Origin of the sequence: Methanobrevibacter sp. 87.7 (assembly GCF_002208625.1) — an archaeon.
Classification (GTDB): domain Archaea; phylum Methanobacteriota; class Methanobacteria; order Methanobacteriales; family Methanobacteriaceae; genus Methanarmilla.
Genome location: NZ_MRCT01000026.1, coordinates 1 through 15214 on the forward strand (window position 1 = coordinate 1; position 15214 = coordinate 15214).

At 24.0% G+C, this 15214-nt stretch carries 14 protein-coding genes, 1 tRNA gene and 1 pseudogene; 11 read left to right on the top strand and 5 right to left on the bottom strand.

Annotated features, from left to right (window positions below):
• Positions 1–391: 391 nt before the first annotated feature.
• Entirely contained in the window at positions 392–520 is a 129-nt protein-coding gene (locus BGI41_RS08640; protein ID WP_255377143.1) for a hypothetical protein, read from the bottom strand.
• Positions 521–836: 316 nt separating this feature from the next.
• Between BGI41_RS08640 and BGI41_RS02245 the strand changes: the two genes are divergently transcribed.
• Positions 837–1844 carry a methanogenesis marker 12 protein gene (locus BGI41_RS02245; RefSeq protein ID WP_088538623.1) on the top strand — a complete coding sequence of 336 codons (1008 nt, stop codon included), beginning with the start codon at positions 837–839 and terminating at the stop codon, positions 1842–1844.
• 231 nt (positions 1845–2075) lie between these two features.
• Here BGI41_RS02245 and BGI41_RS02250 read toward each other — a convergent pair whose 3' ends face one another.
• Positions 2076–2279 (bottom strand): LSM domain-containing protein, encoded by a 204-nt coding sequence (locus tag BGI41_RS02250; RefSeq protein ID WP_088538624.1) that lies wholly within the window; start codon positions 2277–2279, stop codon positions 2076–2078.
• A gap of 137 nt (positions 2280–2416) precedes the next feature.
• On the opposite strand from BGI41_RS02250, the gene BGI41_RS08435 reads away from it, so the two are divergent.
• Entirely contained in the window at positions 2417–2563 is a 147-nt protein-coding gene (locus BGI41_RS08435) for a hypothetical protein (protein WP_198945414.1), read from the top strand.
• Positions 2564–2769: 206 nt separating this feature from the next.
• Here BGI41_RS08435 and surE read toward each other — a convergent pair.
• Positions 2770–3559 (bottom strand): annotated as a pseudogene (gene surE / locus BGI41_RS02255) (5'/3'-nucleotidase SurE).
• Positions 3560–3882: 323 nt separating this feature from the next.
• On the opposite strand from surE, the gene BGI41_RS02260 reads away from it, so the two are divergent.
• Positions 3883–4959: a restriction endonuclease gene (locus BGI41_RS02260; protein WP_088538625.1), complete on the top strand. Its 1077-nt coding sequence runs from the start codon at positions 3883–3885 to the stop codon at positions 4957–4959.
• Between the two features lie 426 nt (positions 4960–5385).
• On the opposite strand, the gene BGI41_RS02265 is transcribed toward BGI41_RS02260, so the two are convergent.
• Positions 5386–5457: transfer RNA gene (locus BGI41_RS02265), tRNA-Val, on the bottom strand.
• A 309-nt stretch (positions 5458–5766) separates the two neighbouring features.
• On the opposite strand from BGI41_RS02265, the gene BGI41_RS02270 reads away from it, so the two are divergent.
• The 4 genes from BGI41_RS02270 (at position 5767) to BGI41_RS02285 (ending at position 8840) form a co-directional block, all read left to right on the top strand.
• The gene (locus tag BGI41_RS02270; protein WP_088538633.1) at positions 5767–6693 is read left to right on the top strand and encodes a branched-chain amino acid transaminase; all 927 of its coding nucleotides are present in this window, start codon (positions 5767–5769) and stop codon (positions 6691–6693) included.
• Between the two features lie 78 nt (positions 6694–6771).
• On the top strand, positions 6772–7599 hold the full coding sequence (locus BGI41_RS02275; protein WP_088538634.1) for an undecaprenyl-diphosphate phosphatase: 828 nt from the start codon (positions 6772–6774) through the stop codon (positions 7597–7599).
• Positions 7600–7929: 330 nt separating this feature from the next.
• Complete coding sequence (locus tag BGI41_RS02280; protein WP_088538626.1) at positions 7930–8136, top strand: helix-turn-helix transcriptional regulator; 207 nt, start codon at positions 7930–7932, stop codon at positions 8134–8136.
• Positions 8137–8141: 5 nt separating this feature from the next.
• A complete protein-coding gene (locus BGI41_RS02285) occupies positions 8142–8840 on the top strand; it encodes a DUF4013 domain-containing protein (RefSeq protein WP_088538627.1) in 699 nt (232 codons plus the stop codon).
• Between the two features lie 251 nt (positions 8841–9091).
• Here BGI41_RS02285 and cobT read toward each other — a convergent pair whose 3' ends face one another.
• Positions 9092–10150, bottom strand: a complete 1059-nt coding sequence (gene cobT, locus BGI41_RS02290; RefSeq protein WP_088538628.1) for a nicotinate mononucleotide-dependent phosphoribosyltransferase CobT — start codon at positions 10148–10150, stop codon at positions 9092–9094.
• A gap of 454 nt (positions 10151–10604) precedes the next feature.
• Here cobT and BGI41_RS02295 point away from each other — a divergent pair, with 454 nt between their 5' ends.
• From BGI41_RS02295 to BGI41_RS02310, 4 genes are all read left to right on the top strand, one after another.
• Complete coding sequence (locus BGI41_RS02295) at positions 10605–12257, top strand: bifunctional N(6)-L-threonylcarbamoyladenine synthase/serine/threonine protein kinase (RefSeq protein ID WP_088538629.1); 1653 nt, start codon at positions 10605–10607, stop codon at positions 12255–12257.
• Positions 12258–12563: 306 nt separating this feature from the next.
• Complete coding sequence (locus BGI41_RS02300; RefSeq protein ID WP_088538630.1) at positions 12564–13124, top strand: XTP/dITP diphosphatase; 561 nt, start codon at positions 12564–12566, stop codon at positions 13122–13124.
• A gap of 218 nt (positions 13125–13342) precedes the next feature.
• Positions 13343–13741 (top strand): 30S ribosomal protein S15, encoded by a 399-nt coding sequence (locus BGI41_RS02305; RefSeq protein ID WP_088538631.1) that lies wholly within the window; start codon positions 13343–13345, stop codon positions 13739–13741.
• Complete coding sequence (locus BGI41_RS02310; protein ID WP_088538632.1) at positions 13731–15065, top strand: DHHA1 domain-containing protein; 1335 nt, start codon at positions 13731–13733, stop codon at positions 15063–15065. Before BGI41_RS02305 ends, BGI41_RS02310 begins: the two co-directional genes overlap by 11 nt.
• The last annotated feature ends 149 nt before the right edge of the window (positions 15066–15214 follow it).

Sequence of the window (15214 nt, forward strand, 5' to 3'; positions counted from 1 at the left end):
TTCTTATTTTTTATTAAAAAATGTATATAATAAGTAAGTTCTTTTATTAAAGAGTTAATTATTAAAATTAGTATTTAGTTTGAATCTTTAAAATTTTTATTTAAAAAGATTTTAAAAATTCTATATTTAATTAAAAATTAAAATATAAATTTATTATTATAATTAATATTGGATTGGTAAAATATTAACTATTTATTTTGATTAACTTTATATGCTGCATATAAATAGAAAATTCCAATAACAATTGCAAATATATTAAATGAAATAAATGTGAATATTGCAGCAATGACATATAATATTAATCTTTGTTTTCCAACTGGAAGTACAGAACCAGTTAATGCAATTATAACTGCAATTATTTGTGCTAAAAGGAGGAATATTACTTGAGTTTTTAGTATTCCACTTGCGCAAGTATTTGTACAATTTGTATTGCAATAATAATTATTAATATAAGAGTTGCATTTTTAACAAGCTCTTTAGAGTCCATACTTTTTAAGTTTTTTAAAAGACGATTTGTCATTTTATCACAATAATAATTGAATAGTATAAAAATTAGTATATATACACAATATTTAATAAATGTTTACTATTTTTTTATTATATATTAAAAATAAATATATGATATATACAAGTTAAAGTTAGTAATATATAATTAATTTATATTATTATTTATATAATTTTAATTTATTTGAGTTTGCTCTTGTTTGATTTTGGTGATTATATAATTTTAATTTATTTGAGTTTGCTCTTTTGGTAGTTATATAGTTTTAGAATTTTTTGAGTTTGCTCTTGTTTAATATTAAGATTAATTTTTATTATTTAATAAGGATGAAATTATGGTATTTATAGGAATGGATCATGGGACTACTGGTATTAGCTTTGCAATATCAGATGATGATGGAAAAATTATAGATGTTTTTAAATTATCTCGTGAAGATACAAAAAAAGGTAAAATTAGTGCTATTGAAGAATTATCTAAACGTTGTAATTTAGATGATGTTAAATTAATGGCAGTAACTTATGCAATGGGAGATGGAATAAATAAAATAATGCCTATGGATAAAGTTAAAAATAGAGGAATTTTATCAATTAATGGTGCAGGTAAAGTTACTGGTGGAGGAACATCTGTATATTCAGAAATTGAGAATTCTAATATTCCTGCAGTTCTTATTCCAGGTTTACATAAAAATTCAGATTCACTTGATGAACTTTTTACAGCAGCATATTCTCACCTTGCAAGTCCTGAAAAAATTTCAATTGCATATAATGCAGTTAAAGAAACTAAATGGAATAATCTTATAGTAGGTGATTTAAGTTCTAATAGTGTAAATATTCTAGTTGAAGATGGTAAAATTAGAGGAGCAATAGATGCATGTCTTGGGGCAATGGGTTTTGTTCATGGACCACTTGATCTTGAAATGATTAGGGATATTGATGAAGGTAAAAGAACTGCTAATGAATGTTTTTCACATGCTGGAGCTGTAAAAATTGCAGGTATTGATAATAAAGTAGCTTTTATGAAAGATGAACTTTTATCAAGATATGAGAAAAATGATAAAAAAGCAGTACTTGCAATAAATTCTATGATTATGACTATTGCAATGGAAATTGGTGGTCTTATAACTATTGCAAATAATGATATAGAAGGTATTGTTCTTACAGGATCTTTAGGTTCAATGAAAAAACCATTTGATTTTGAAGAAAAATTAAATAAGTATTTAAAAAATAAGTATCCTATTAAAGTTATATCTGCAGATTCAGGTGCAATTGGTGCTTTACAAATAGCACATGATGTTTATAATGGTAAAAAAGAAATTTTAGGTGTTGAAGTAGATCTTAGTTAATATTTTACTATTTTCTTTTTGTTTAGTAATTTTACTTAGTTTATGTGTATTTTGTTAGGTTTGTTTCAGTTGAAATAGACCTGTTAATTTAGTAATATTTTATTAAATTAATTTTTTATTTAAAAAAAGAGTTTATATTAAATTAATTATTTTTATTAAAAGAAGCTTTTATTTTATAATTAAGTTAAAAAAAGATTTAAGTATAATATTTAAAAATTTTAAAAAAGAATTTTAGTTGTTAATAGAAATAATTAATATTTTTCCACCTTTAATAACATCTAAATTTCCATCTTCTTTTTCTAAAACAACATTTATGAAGTTATCGATAGCAATTAATTTTCCTGTATGTTCTTCATCATTTTTAAGGATTACAGTAACATTTTTTCCTTTAAATTGATCTAATGATTTATTTACTTCTGGATTTTTATTTTTCATATTTTTACCTCAGATAAAATACAATTTATTATTTTTATTTATTCTTTTATTTATATATTTTTTAGTTTCAATAATTTTATATATAATAAAACTTAGAGTTTTTAATGATTATAATTTAATTAAGGAGGATTATTATTATGGCTGTTAATATGTTAGAAACTAATTTACAAGCATTATCTAATACTATTGCTATTTTAGAAAAAAAAGGTAATGCAGATCCTAAAAAATTACAAGAATTAAAAAATGAGAGAGCTAAAATATTAAAAGAACTTAATATTCAATAATTCTATTTTTATTATTTTTAATTGTAAATAAGTATTTAATTATTTTTTCTAGCTATTTATTTTTAATTGTAAATAAGTATTTAATTATTTTTTCTAGCTATTTATTTTTAAGTTTTTTATCTTCTTATTTTTTAGTTTAGATTATCTTGTTTTATTTTAAATTCCTTTTATAATATTTTTATTTTTATATTTGTAATGGTTTAGATTTATTTAAAATCTTTAAACCATTCTTTTGTTTTATTTAAATTTCCTGTTAAATCAATTGTTACAGGAGTTATTGTTGTAACATTCTTATTTTTAATATAATATCCATCTGTACCTTCTTTATCATTATCAGTTACTATTCCATCAATCCAATAATAAGGTTTACCACGAGGATCATATCTTGTTTCTACTTCTGGTATAAACATTCTTTCAGTTAAACTTGCAATTTCTATTTTATCAGATTTAGGATTACTTGGAATATTAAGGTTTATTAAATCTACTCCTTCTGGAAGGCCATTTTCTAGAACGTATTTACTAAGTTTTCTTAAAATTTTTTTTTGTAAATTCAAAATCAATATTTACATGACCATTTTCAAATTTTGCAGATTGATTAGTTACAGCTTGTGATACTGCAATAGTTGGTATTTTATATGATGCAGCTTCTATAGCAGCACCTAATGTTCCAGATGTTGTAAGTTCTGCTTTTCCTAAATTATAACCTATGTTTATTCCTGAAATTACAAGATCTGGTTTTTTATTTAATATTTCAAATACTCCAACAATTAATGAGTCAGTAGGTGTTCCACTTACAGAATATCCAATTTTGTTATTAATGAGTTTTTCTTTGTTTATTCTAATTGGTTCAAATAATGTTAATGCATGACCAATACCACTTTGTTGAATTGAGGGAGCAACTATTGTTGTATTACCAAGGTCTTTTACAGCTTCATTTGCAGCTATTATACCACTTGATTTTACTCCATCATCATTACATAATAAAATTTCTTTCATATATAGAAATAGTTTATTTCTATTAAAAAAATTTTTTATTTTAGTTTTTTTATTTAGATTTCTATGAATATATTGTTTTTATTAGTAAGCTTTTTTTAGTTTATAAGTGTTTGTTTATTTTTTTTATTTGTGAGTTTTTTTAGTTTACAGATAAGAGTTTTTTTTTATTTAAAAATTTTTTTAAAATTTTTTATTTCATGTTTTCATATATTTTTCTTTCCAAAAGATATATTAATATTTAAAACAAAATTTTATATAGTATTATTTAATATAATTTTTATTCTTATCAAATTAATTTTTAAAATATTTAGTTAGGTGAAACTGTGCAAAAGCCACAATTAATTAATTTTATTGCTAAAGTTATGGAAGATTCTGGATTTAAGGTTTATAAAAACTTTAAAACTTCTCAAACTACTATTGATATATATGCAGTTCTTCCAACACAAATGGGTGATTTTAGCGTAGTTGTAGCTTGTAAAAATTATGATAAAGAATGGGAAGTAGGAATTGATATTCTTAAAGAAATGGAAATGGTAGGTAGAACTCTTAAAGCATCTAAAGTAGCTATTGTAACTAGTTCTACATTTTCACCACAAGCTAGAAATTATGCATCACGTAAGAATATAAAATTAGTTGATAGAGATAATTTAATAAGTTTAGCTAAAAAATACTCTGAAAAAAATAATATTCAAATGGAAAATCAAGATTCAGAAGAAGAAGAGGATGTAGATTCTTCATACTATTATGATGAAAATAATGATGGATATTATGAGGACTATGATGATAATTATGATTATGATTATGATGATGTAGAATCTATGCCAGAATATCCTGAATATAATGGATATGATTATGATGAACCATATGATGATGAATATTATGAAAATTTAGCTATTTCAAATTATAATCCAAGTACTCAATCAAATTCAAATAATTATTATTTTAATGGGGCTAATCTTTATAAAACTTCATCTAATTCTACTAATAAACCTAAAAAATCTAGATTTTCATTTTTTAATAGAAATTCTAAAGATAAAGTAAAACCAGAACCTCGCCCTATTAAAAACAATAATTCTGGAATTGCAAGTCTTTCTAAATCTAATAATGTTCCAAAAAATAATAATAAATCACGTAGTATTGATTTTATTTCAATTATTAGAAATCCAATAGTTTTAATCTTAATTGTTGTTATTGTTTCATATTTAATTGCAGGAATATTTGCTTTTGTTGGTGGAGTATCTAGTGGAATTATTGGTTTAATTGAAATGGTATTTTCATTATTATTATCTTATGGTTTAGTATGGTATACTGATAAAGATGGAACTGTTGTTTTAGTTAAAGGAACTTCTGTATTCTTTATATCTCTTGTAATACTTATTGTATTAATAATATTTTTATAAATTTTTAATTTTTTAGCTATTTTTTTTTGTTTTGTTTTGTTTTTGTGTATTTTTTAGCTATTTTTTTTGTGGTTTAGTTTTTTTAGCTATTTAAAATTAGATTTATATTATATATTGAAAAAACTGCTTGTTTTAGACTTTATTTATTATTTAAAAATAATAATCATATTAAAATCTTATATTTTATCTTAATTTAATATTATTTGATAAAAGCCATTAAAGTTTGATAAAAATCATTAAAGATTTATTTATTATATAAATAAGTATTTTTTTTAAAAATAGTTTAATTAAAAATATATGTAAAATTAGAGTTTAATATTTTTTAGAAACAGTGATAAATTGTAAAATTTAGATTTTCTAAAATTAGAGTTTAATATTTTAAAAATAGTGATAATTTAAATTTCTAAAAATAAAGTAAAAAAATAGTGGTTCCGACGAGATTTGAACTCGTGATCCCCTCGTTGTAAGCGAGGTATCATACCCCTAGACCACGGAACCAATGTAACAACATACAATTATTTATCATTTTTAATATATAAACTTTATGGTTTTTAATTTAATTTTTTCTTTTTTTATTAAAATTTTATTATTTAATATTTACTTACTTTTAAATTTTATTATTTATTTATTAAAATATTCAATTTATTCTAATTTTTCTTTATATAATTTAATATATAAATATTATAAATTAGATATATATTGTATAATATATTTTATTGACTAATTTTATAAAATTATTATATTATATTTTTTTAAAATTTATTCAAGAAAATATTATTGAAATTAGAAAATTATGGAAATGATATAATGGCATTTAATGAAGAGTCTGGAAAAATCTGGATGGACGGAGAATTTGTTGATTGGAAAGATGCTAAAATTCATGTTTTATCTCATGCAATACATTATGGTTCAAGTGTATTTGAAGGTATAAGAGCATATGAAATTGATGGTAAATCAAATATTTTTAGATTGAAAGATCACGTTCATAGATTGTTTAATTCAGCTAAAATTTATAAAATGGAAATTCCATTTACAGAAGATCAAATTTGTGAAGCAATTAAAGATACAATTAAAGAAAATAATTTAACTGATTGTTATATTCGTCCTATAGTTTATAGGGGATATAAAGAATTAGGTGTTTCACCTGTTAATTGTCCTGTTTGTGTTACTATTGCTGTTTGGGAATGGGGAGCATATTTAGGTGAAGATGCTTTAGCAAATGGTGTAAATATTGGTGTTTCATCTTGGAGAAAACCTGCTGAAGGAACTTTCCCTCTTCTTGCTAAAGCAGCTGCTAATTATATGAATTCTCAACTTGCAAATCTTGAAGCTCAAGATAATGGTTTTGATGAAGCTTTATTATTAGATGTAAATGGTTATATTGCAGAAGGACCTGGAGAAAATATTTTCTTAGTTAAAGATGGTAAAATTTATACTCCTGTTTTAGCAAGTTCTATTCTTGAAGGTATTACAAGAGATAGTATTATTAAATTAGCTAAAGATTTAGGTTATGAAGTTATTGAACAACCATTACCAAGAGATTTCTTATATATTGCTGATGAAGAATTCTTTGCAGGTTCTGCTGCTGAAGTTACTCCAATTCGTTCAATGGATCATCGTATTATTGGTGAAGGTAGACGTGGACCTATTACTAAAGAAATTCAAGATGCTTTCTTTGATGTCATTAAAGGAAAAACAGAAGATAAATATGGTTGGTTATTCCCAGTTGAATAAAATTATTTTAATAAAATAATTATTTTTTAAAATTTTTATTTTATTTTAATAATATCTATATTAAGGTGTTTTATTATGATGGATATTTTTTCAGCGATTATCATTGGTATTGTACAAGGATTAACTGAGTTTTTACCAGTAAGTAGTTCAGCTCACTTAGTTTTTGCACAAACTTTCTTTGGTTTAAATCAAGATAATCTTGCATTTGATGTTTTCTTACATTTAGGAACATTAGTAGCAGTTGTTGGTTTTTTCTTACCTGATATTATTAATATGATTGTTGCATTCTTTAGAAGTATTGTTGATATTTTTAGAGGAAGCTTTATTCAAGGTATTAAAGAAGATCCTTATAAAAAATTAGCTTGGTTTACTATTGTTGCATCTATTCCAGTTGGTATTGTTGGTATTTTATTTAATGATATTGTTGAATCATTATTTACTGGTGTTTCTATACCTGCATTCTTTTTACTTATTACTGGTTGTTTATTATATTTCTCACAAAGATACAATGTTGGAGATAAAAATCTTGATGATTTATCATTAAAAGAAACAATCTTCATGGGTATTGGTCAAGCATGTGCTATTTTACCTGGTCTTTCTAGATCTGGTACTACTATTGCTTTTGGTTTACTTGGTGGATTAGATAAAGAATTTGCTGCTAAATTCAGTTTTATTCTTTCAATTCCTGCAATTTTAGGTGCAACTCTTGTTCAAGGTGGAAATATTGTAAATGGTCTTGCAGTAAACTTTGTACCATATTTCTTAGGATTTTTAGCAGCTGTAATTTCAGGTTTATTTGCTATTAAAGTTTTACTTAAACTTATTGAAGAAAGAAGTTTAGATATATTCTCTTACTATTGTTGGATTGTAGGAGCATTAATCTTATTATTTACTGTAGTTTTATAATTACAGTATAATTTTTTATTTTTTTAGCTATTTTACTGATTTTAATTTATTTAAATAATTTTTTTACTTATTTTAAAATATTTTTAGATATATTTAAATAGTAGATGTAATATATTTCTTATATGTAATATATTTTTTACATATTTTTTTAGATAAATAGTAGATATAATATAGTTTTGAAATTTTTTATATTTTTTTAAGTTTTATAAAAAATTCAATAAGTAATTTTTTTTTAAATACTTATTATTAATATACAGTAGAAATATAAATTAATTTAAAATAAATATTTAAATATTTATGTATAGTTGAATTATTTTAGTAGGTGACTTAATGAAAACTAGAATTGGTTTTTATAGAAAAGAGTTAGGATTAAGTCAACAAGAATTAGCTGATAAAGTTGGAGTTACAAGACAAACTATTAATGCTTTAGAAAATGGAAGATATAATCCTTCACTTCTTGTTGCTTATAATATAACTAAAATATTAAAATGTGAACATATTGAAGATGTCTTTATATTAAATGAAAATGAGGAGTAATTTTTATGATATTAGATATTTATAAAGATTCATTAGAATATGGTGTTAAAGATGTTAAAAACCTTGTAATAATGGGTGTAATGGGTTTACTTGGATTTTTAATAATTCCAACTATTATGTTAGAAGGATATTCTTATAGAGTAATTCAAAGAGCAACTCATGGTATGATTAATGGTGATGAACCATTACCTGATTTTAGTAATTGGAAAAAATTGTTTGTTGATGGAATTAAACTTATTGTTGTTAAAATAGTATATAATATAATTCCAATTGTACTAACTATACTTGCATTTGTATATAATTTTAATATAATTATAGCTGCAGTTATTACATTTATTATATTTGATATGCTTTCAATGGTTGCAGTTGCACATATGTCTGTAAATGATGATTCTCTCCGTTCTGCATTTGATTTTGAAGAAGTTTTTGATATATTTAAATCTATTGGAGTACTTAGATATTTCGGATTTTATCTTGGTTTAATTGTTTTAAATTGTGTTATTGTTGCAATATTCCTTGTAGTTTTATTAATATTATTAGGAATATGTTTAGGTATATCTTCTCTTGGTGGAATGTTTAATCCTGGAAATGCTCTTGCATTAAGTATTTTTGTTATTCTTTTATTAGCATTTTCATTTATTGTTCAGCCATATATTATTATGATTAATAGTAGAGCAACTGGTTTAGTTTACAATATTAGATAATTTTTAAAACCAAATTTTTATTTGGTTTCTTATTTTTTTTAAAATTAGTATTTTTTTAATTTAGTATTAATATTAGTTTATGTATAATTTTATGAAATATGATTTTTTATCTAAAATTAATTAATAAATTATACTAGCTATTTATTTAAATTAGTTAATTTTTAAAAATAGTATAATAGTTAATAAAAACATATTAACTAATGTTTTTAGTCTTTTTTGATTATTTTTGGGAAATAGTTAATAAAAAAATATTAACTACATGTTTTTACAATTGCATTTAATATTTCATTAATAGTTTTACCTTCCATTAATGACATATATATTGCTCCACCAGCACCTGCACCTTCTTTTACAAATCCTGTTAAATAATTTTTAAGACCACCATGGTTTGATGTTTCAAATTTAGGATCTACAACATTTATTACAATATCATCACTAATTTGTTTTGTAATATAAAAGATATCAGCTGTTTCATCATTTGCAACATAAATAGTTGTTGCAATTGTAATATTTGTAAAATCAAAATCAGGTTTAATTGCTTTTATTACAGCACATACTCCTGCCATTTGAGTTCCACTTGCAAGTACTACTGGAACATCATTACCTATAGTCATTCCTGCTACTGCGGGCATCATTGGATCTCCTACTGCAGCTATTGCATCAAATACATCTACTTTTCCAGGAGTAATATTTGCATTTTTAAGACCTTCATTTACAGTTTTTAATTTTAATTCATGTGGATTATAAGGCATACTTCCACTTACTTTAAAATCAGCATTATAACCTAATGCTTTAAGAATACCTAATGCAGTTGTAGTTCCTCCAGCAATACTTTCTCCTATTACAAGATAATCATATTCTTTACTTAATTCTTTACCAATTTCTAATGCTTTTTCGTAAATTTCACGAGGATTATCTACTCCTTTTCCAGTACTTATATTTTTACCATATGAATCACTAAGAGTATAACAATCTAAATCAGGTCTTATTTCACAACCTGCATCTACTACTTTTAAATCAGTTCCAGTTAAATCAAGACAAGCTTTTGTTAACATTGAGGGTGTTGGTGCAGAATCTCCTTCAGATACTGTTTCTGGAATTTCTTTCATACAATGAGGTTTTCCATATTCCATGATTTCTACATCTGCTGCAGGAGTATACATATTAAGTTCTTCACTTGCACCTGCTCCACTTATTCCATGTATTTTAGAAGTATCTGTTGTTGCAATTGTACAAATAAAAACAGGATTTTTTCCTTTTAATTTTTTGTTTATGTCATTTTTTCCATAAGTTTTAAGGCCATCTACCATTTTTATCCCTTTTTTTAAATTATTTTTTTTTAAAAAATTTTTTTATATTATAAAAAATATATAATAATATAATTATTATATGTTTATTAAAGTTTATTAACTTGTTTAATTAAGTTTAATTATTATTTTTTATAATCTATTTTCTATATATCTAAATTTTATTAAATTTAGCTATTTAAGATTTTAAATTTAGTAAAGAAAACTTTATTTAATTTAATTTGCTTTGAGTATATTTTTTCATTGATTAAATTTTTTTGAGGGTATATTTAGTTTGCTTTGAGTATATTTTTTCATTGATTAAATTTTTTTGAGGGTATATTTAGTTTGCTTTGTGCATGTTTTTTCATTGATTAAATTTTTTTAAAGTTATATATCTTTTAAATTTTACTTAGTATATACTTAAAAATATTATAAATTATATTAATTATTAAAGGAATTTATAGGGGAATTATTATTGATATCATTAGGGATTGAAGGTACTGCAGAAAAAACAGGTGTAGGTATAGTTGATAGTGATGGTAATATTTTAGCTATTTGTGGAAATCAATTATATCCTGAAAAAGGAGGTATACATCCACGTGAAGCTGCTGAACATCATGCTAAATGGATTCCTAAACTTATACCTCAAGCTTTAGATGAAGCAAATTTAGATTTTGATGATATTGATTTAGTATCATTTTCTCAAGGTCCAGGTTTAGGACCTGCTTTAAGAATAGTTGCAACTTCTGCAAGAACTTTAGCTTTATCAATAAATAAACCAATTATTGGTGTAAATCATTGTATTGGTCATGTTGAAATAGGTAAATTAACTACTGGTGCAGTAAATCCTGTAACATTATATGTTAGTGGTGGAAATAGTCAAGTTATTGCATATGAATCTGGTAGATATAGACTATTTGGTGAGACTTTAGACATTGCTGTAGGTAATTGTCTTGATCATTTTGGTCGTGAAACAGGTCTTGGTCATCCAGGAGGTCCTGTTATTGAAAAACTTGCTAAAAAAGGTTCTTATATAGAACTTCCTTATGTAGTTAAAGGTATGGATTTTTCATTTTCAGGTCTTCTTAGTGCAGCATTACGTGCATATAATAATGGTGCAGCAATAGAAGATGTTTGTTATTCATTACAAGAAACTGCATTTTCCATGCTTGTAGAAGTTACTGAAAGAGCTTTATCACATACTGAAAGAGATGAAGTTTTATTATGTGGTGGTGTTGCAGCAAACTCTCATTTAAGAGAAATGTTAAATACTATGGCTGAAAATCATTATGCTAAATTTTATATGCCTGAAATGAAATTTTGTGGTGATAATGGTGCAATGATTGCATGGCTTGGTTTATTAAGAAGTAAATATTTTGGAACTATGAATATTGAAGATACACATATTATACAAAGATATAGAACTGATGAAGTTGATGTTCCATGGGTAAAAGATATTGATAATAAAATTAAACTTCCAAAGAATATTCTTGCAAAAGGAGCTGAATCAGATATTATAAGAGGAAAATGGTTTGATGGTTTTGATGATTATGATTTTGAAACTGATGTAATTATTAAGGAAAGACTTAAAAAAGATTATAGGATTCCTGAAATTGATAATAAAATCCGTAAATTAAGAACCAAATCTGAAGCTAGAATATTATCTCATGTTAAAAATTCAGGTATATTAACTCCTATAATTTATGATGTTGATGTATATAATAAAAACATTACTATGGAATATATTGAAGGTAAAATAGTAAAAGACATAATTGATGATTTATCTCATAATGAAAGAAGAGAACTATCATTTAAAATAGGTGAATATATTAGTTTAATGCATGAAATGGATATTATTCATGGTGATTTAACAACTTCTAATATGATAATAAATAAAGATGGTGATTTAGTATTTATTGACTTTGGTCTTTCATATTATTCAAATTTATTAGAAGATAAAGCTGATGATTTACTTGTACTTAAAAAATCAATTAAAAGTGTTGATTATAATGTTTCACTTGAAACTTTTAATTGGATTTTAGATTCTTATCTTAAAAATTCATCAAATCCTGTTGAAGTTCGTGAAAAAATAAATGAAATAGAACATAGAGGTCGTTATACACATTAAAATCTATTTAAATATTTTAAATTAAAATCTATTTTATTATATCTTAAAGTATTTAGTGTAATAATTATCTTAAAATATAAAAAAATTTTTATTTCATTTAAAATCTAAATAAATTATTTATTTAGTTTATTATAAGTTTATATTATTTTATTTATCTTAAATTTAAATAATTTCCTTATTTAATTTATATTAAACTTATTTCATTATTTTATTTTAAAAAAAATTAAATATTGAAGATATTAAAATTATTATATTTTTTTTAAAAAAATTTATTATTTCTATAGAAAATATTAAAAAAGTGATTTTATGATAACATTTATAACTGGTAATAAACATAAAGTTATAGAAGCAGAAAGTATATTCAAAAATTATGATATTAAATTAGAGCATATTGATTTAGGGTACATGGAACCACAAGGAACACTTGAGGACGTGGCTCTTTTCGGTGCAAAATATGCTAGTCGTAAATTAAATAAATCTGTGATTGTTGAAGATGCTGGTCTATTCATTAAAGCTTTAAATGGCTTTCCTGGAGTATATTCACATTATGTTCAAGATACTCTTGGGAATAAAGGAATTTTAAAATTAATGGATGGCGTTGATGATAGATATGCCGAATTCAGGTCAGTTATTGGGTTTTGTGCCCCCAATTCTGAGCCCAAGATCTTTTTAGGCAAAGTCAACGGATTAATCTCAACAGAAGAAAGAGGAGACTTAGGTTTTGCTTTTGATCCATTATTTTATGTTGAATCTGAAGGTAAAACATTTGGTGAGTTAAGTACTGAAGAAAAAAATAAGTTTTCTCATAGAAGAAATTCTTTAAATAAATTTATTAAATGGTATGTTAGTGAATATAATAATGAATGAATTCACTTAATTTAAATTTATTTTACTATTTATTGATTGTGTGATGGATTTTTTTGTCATGTGGTTGGTTTATTTATTGATTGTGTGATGGATTTTTTTTGTCATTAATTGATTTTTTCTATTAATTAGATTTTTAATCTTTTGGGCAATAATATCTAGATTATAATCTAATTATTTCTTAATTATTAATTAAAAATTTTTTATATGAGGTATTAAATATGGCAAGACCTGACTGGGTAATGTATTCAAATGAAGAAATTGAAGAATTTATTGTAAAATTCCATAAAGAAGGTAAATCTTCTAGTGAAATTGGTATTATTTTAAGAGACCAATATGGAGTTCCTAGTGTTAAAGAAGTTACTGGAGAAAAAATCACTCAAATTTTAAAAAGAAACAATGAATTTGGTGACTATCCAGAAGATTTAATGAACTTAATTAGAAGAGCTGTAAATATAAGAGATCATTTAGCTGAAAATCCTAAAGATGTTCACAGTAAAAGAGGATTAACTATTGTAGAATCCAGAATCAGAAGATTAGGAAAATACTATGTAAGAGATGGTCAATTACCTGAAGGATGGAGATATGACCCAACAGAAGCAGCATTACTTGTTAAATAGATCTTCTGAAGCTTGTGATATGCTAAAAAAGCATATCCAACAAAACCATATTATTAGAATTATTTCTCACAATGATGCAGATGGATTATCTGCAGCTGGAGTAATTGCTAATGCTATTAAAGAAGAAGGTGGACAATTTCATATTACAATAGTTCCACGTCTTAAATTAGATGTTTTAAGAGAATTAAAAAAAGAAAACTATGAAATTTTTGTATTTTGTGATATGGGAAGTGCATGTTTAAAACCTATAAATTCATTTAAAGCAGATGTTATTATTGCAGATCATCATCAACCTGCTGATATTGAACCTAATGATAATGTAATTCATGTAAATCCACATTTATTTGGTGTTGATGGTAGTAAAGAGTTAAGTGGAGCAGGTTCTTCATATCTTGTTATAAGAGATATGAATAAAAAACATTTAGCTTGCCTTGCACTTGTAGGTGCATTTGGTGATATGCAATGTCAAAATAAATTTGTTGGTATGAATCAATTAATTTTAAATGATGCATTAGAATCTGGTGTTTTAGAGGTTAATGAAGGTTTAAAAATAGCATCTAAAAATACAGAACCTCTTTATAAGTCTTTAGCATATACATTTAAACCAGCACTTAAAGGTTTAACTGGAGATTTAGAAGCTTCACAAGAATTTTTAGTGGATATGGGAGTTTCTTATGCAATAAAATTTTCTGAACTTCCTGGTGAAGAACAAGATATTGTAAAAGATGAACTTATTAAAATAAATCCACAAATTCTATCTGATATTTATACTGTTCCTAAAGAAGTATCTTCTCTTAGAGATCTTGAAGATTTCTCAGATATTCTTGATGCATGTGGTAAAAATAAGAAATATGGTTTAGGTTTAAGTTTAGCTTTAGGTGAACGTGGAGAAGCACTTGATGTTGCTTTAAAATTAAGATCTAACTATAGAAATCAGTTAATTAAAGGTATGGATTGGATTAAGAAAGAAGGAGCAGTTCAACTTAATGCTATTCAATATTTATATAGTGAAGATCAAATTATTAAAAAAGTTATGGGCACAATTGCAAGTATTGGTTTATCTGTAGGATTACTTAATGAAGATAAACCAGTATTAGGTTTATCTAGATTACATAAAGATATTAAAATATCTGGAAGAACAACTAGAGAGTTAGTTGATAAAGGTGTTAATTTAGGTAAAGCACTTAATGAAGTTTCATCTAACTTTGGTGGTCAAGGTGGAGGTCATGATATTGCTGCTGGTGCTATGATTCCATATTCTGCTAAAGATCAATTTTTACATTTAGTTGATGAAGCTATTGATTATCAAGTAAATAATAGTTAAATTTTAACTATTACTCTTTTTTATTTTTTTTATTTAAACTACTCTATTATTTATTTAACTTAAGAATATATTTTTTAATCATATATTATTTGTTTTAAATATTTTTTATAATATAATCTCTTTTTAATTCTAATTTTATATTCTAATTA

Bases quoted from the DNA above. Each gene is read 5' to 3' on its own strand.
- cobT (WP_088538628.1), bottom strand. From the start codon at position 10,150: ATGGTAGATGGCCTTAAAACTTATGGAAAAAATGACATAAACAAAAAA.
- BGI41_RS02285 (WP_088538627.1), top strand. From the start codon at position 8,142: ATGATATTAGATATTTATAAAGATTCATTAGAATATGGTGTTAAAGAT.
- BGI41_RS08435 (WP_198945414.1), top strand. From the start codon at position 2,417: ATGGCTGTTAATATGTTAGAAACTAATTTACAAGCATTATCTAATACT.
- BGI41_RS02250 (WP_088538624.1), bottom strand. From the start codon at position 2,279: ATGAAAAATAAAAATCCAGAAGTAAATAAATCATTAGATCAATTTAAA.
- BGI41_RS08640 (WP_255377143.1), bottom strand. From the start codon at position 520: ATGACAAATCGTCTTTTAAAAAACTTAAAAAGTATGGACTCTAAAGAG.
- BGI41_RS02305 (WP_088538631.1), top strand. From the start codon at position 13,343: ATGGCAAGACCTGACTGGGTAATGTATTCAAATGAAGAAATTGAAGAA.
- BGI41_RS02270 (WP_088538633.1), top strand. From the start codon at position 5,767: ATGGCATTTAATGAAGAGTCTGGAAAAATCTGGATGGACGGAGAATTT.
- BGI41_RS02275 (WP_088538634.1), top strand. From the start codon at position 6,772: ATGGATATTTTTTCAGCGATTATCATTGGTATTGTACAAGGATTAACT.
- BGI41_RS02280 (WP_088538626.1), top strand. From the start codon at position 7,930: ATGAAAACTAGAATTGGTTTTTATAGAAAAGAGTTAGGATTAAGTCAA.
- BGI41_RS02300 (WP_088538630.1), top strand. From the start codon at position 12,564: ATGATAACATTTATAACTGGTAATAAACATAAAGTTATAGAAGCAGAA.
- BGI41_RS02245 (WP_088538623.1), top strand. From the start codon at position 837: ATGGTATTTATAGGAATGGATCATGGGACTACTGGTATTAGCTTTGCA.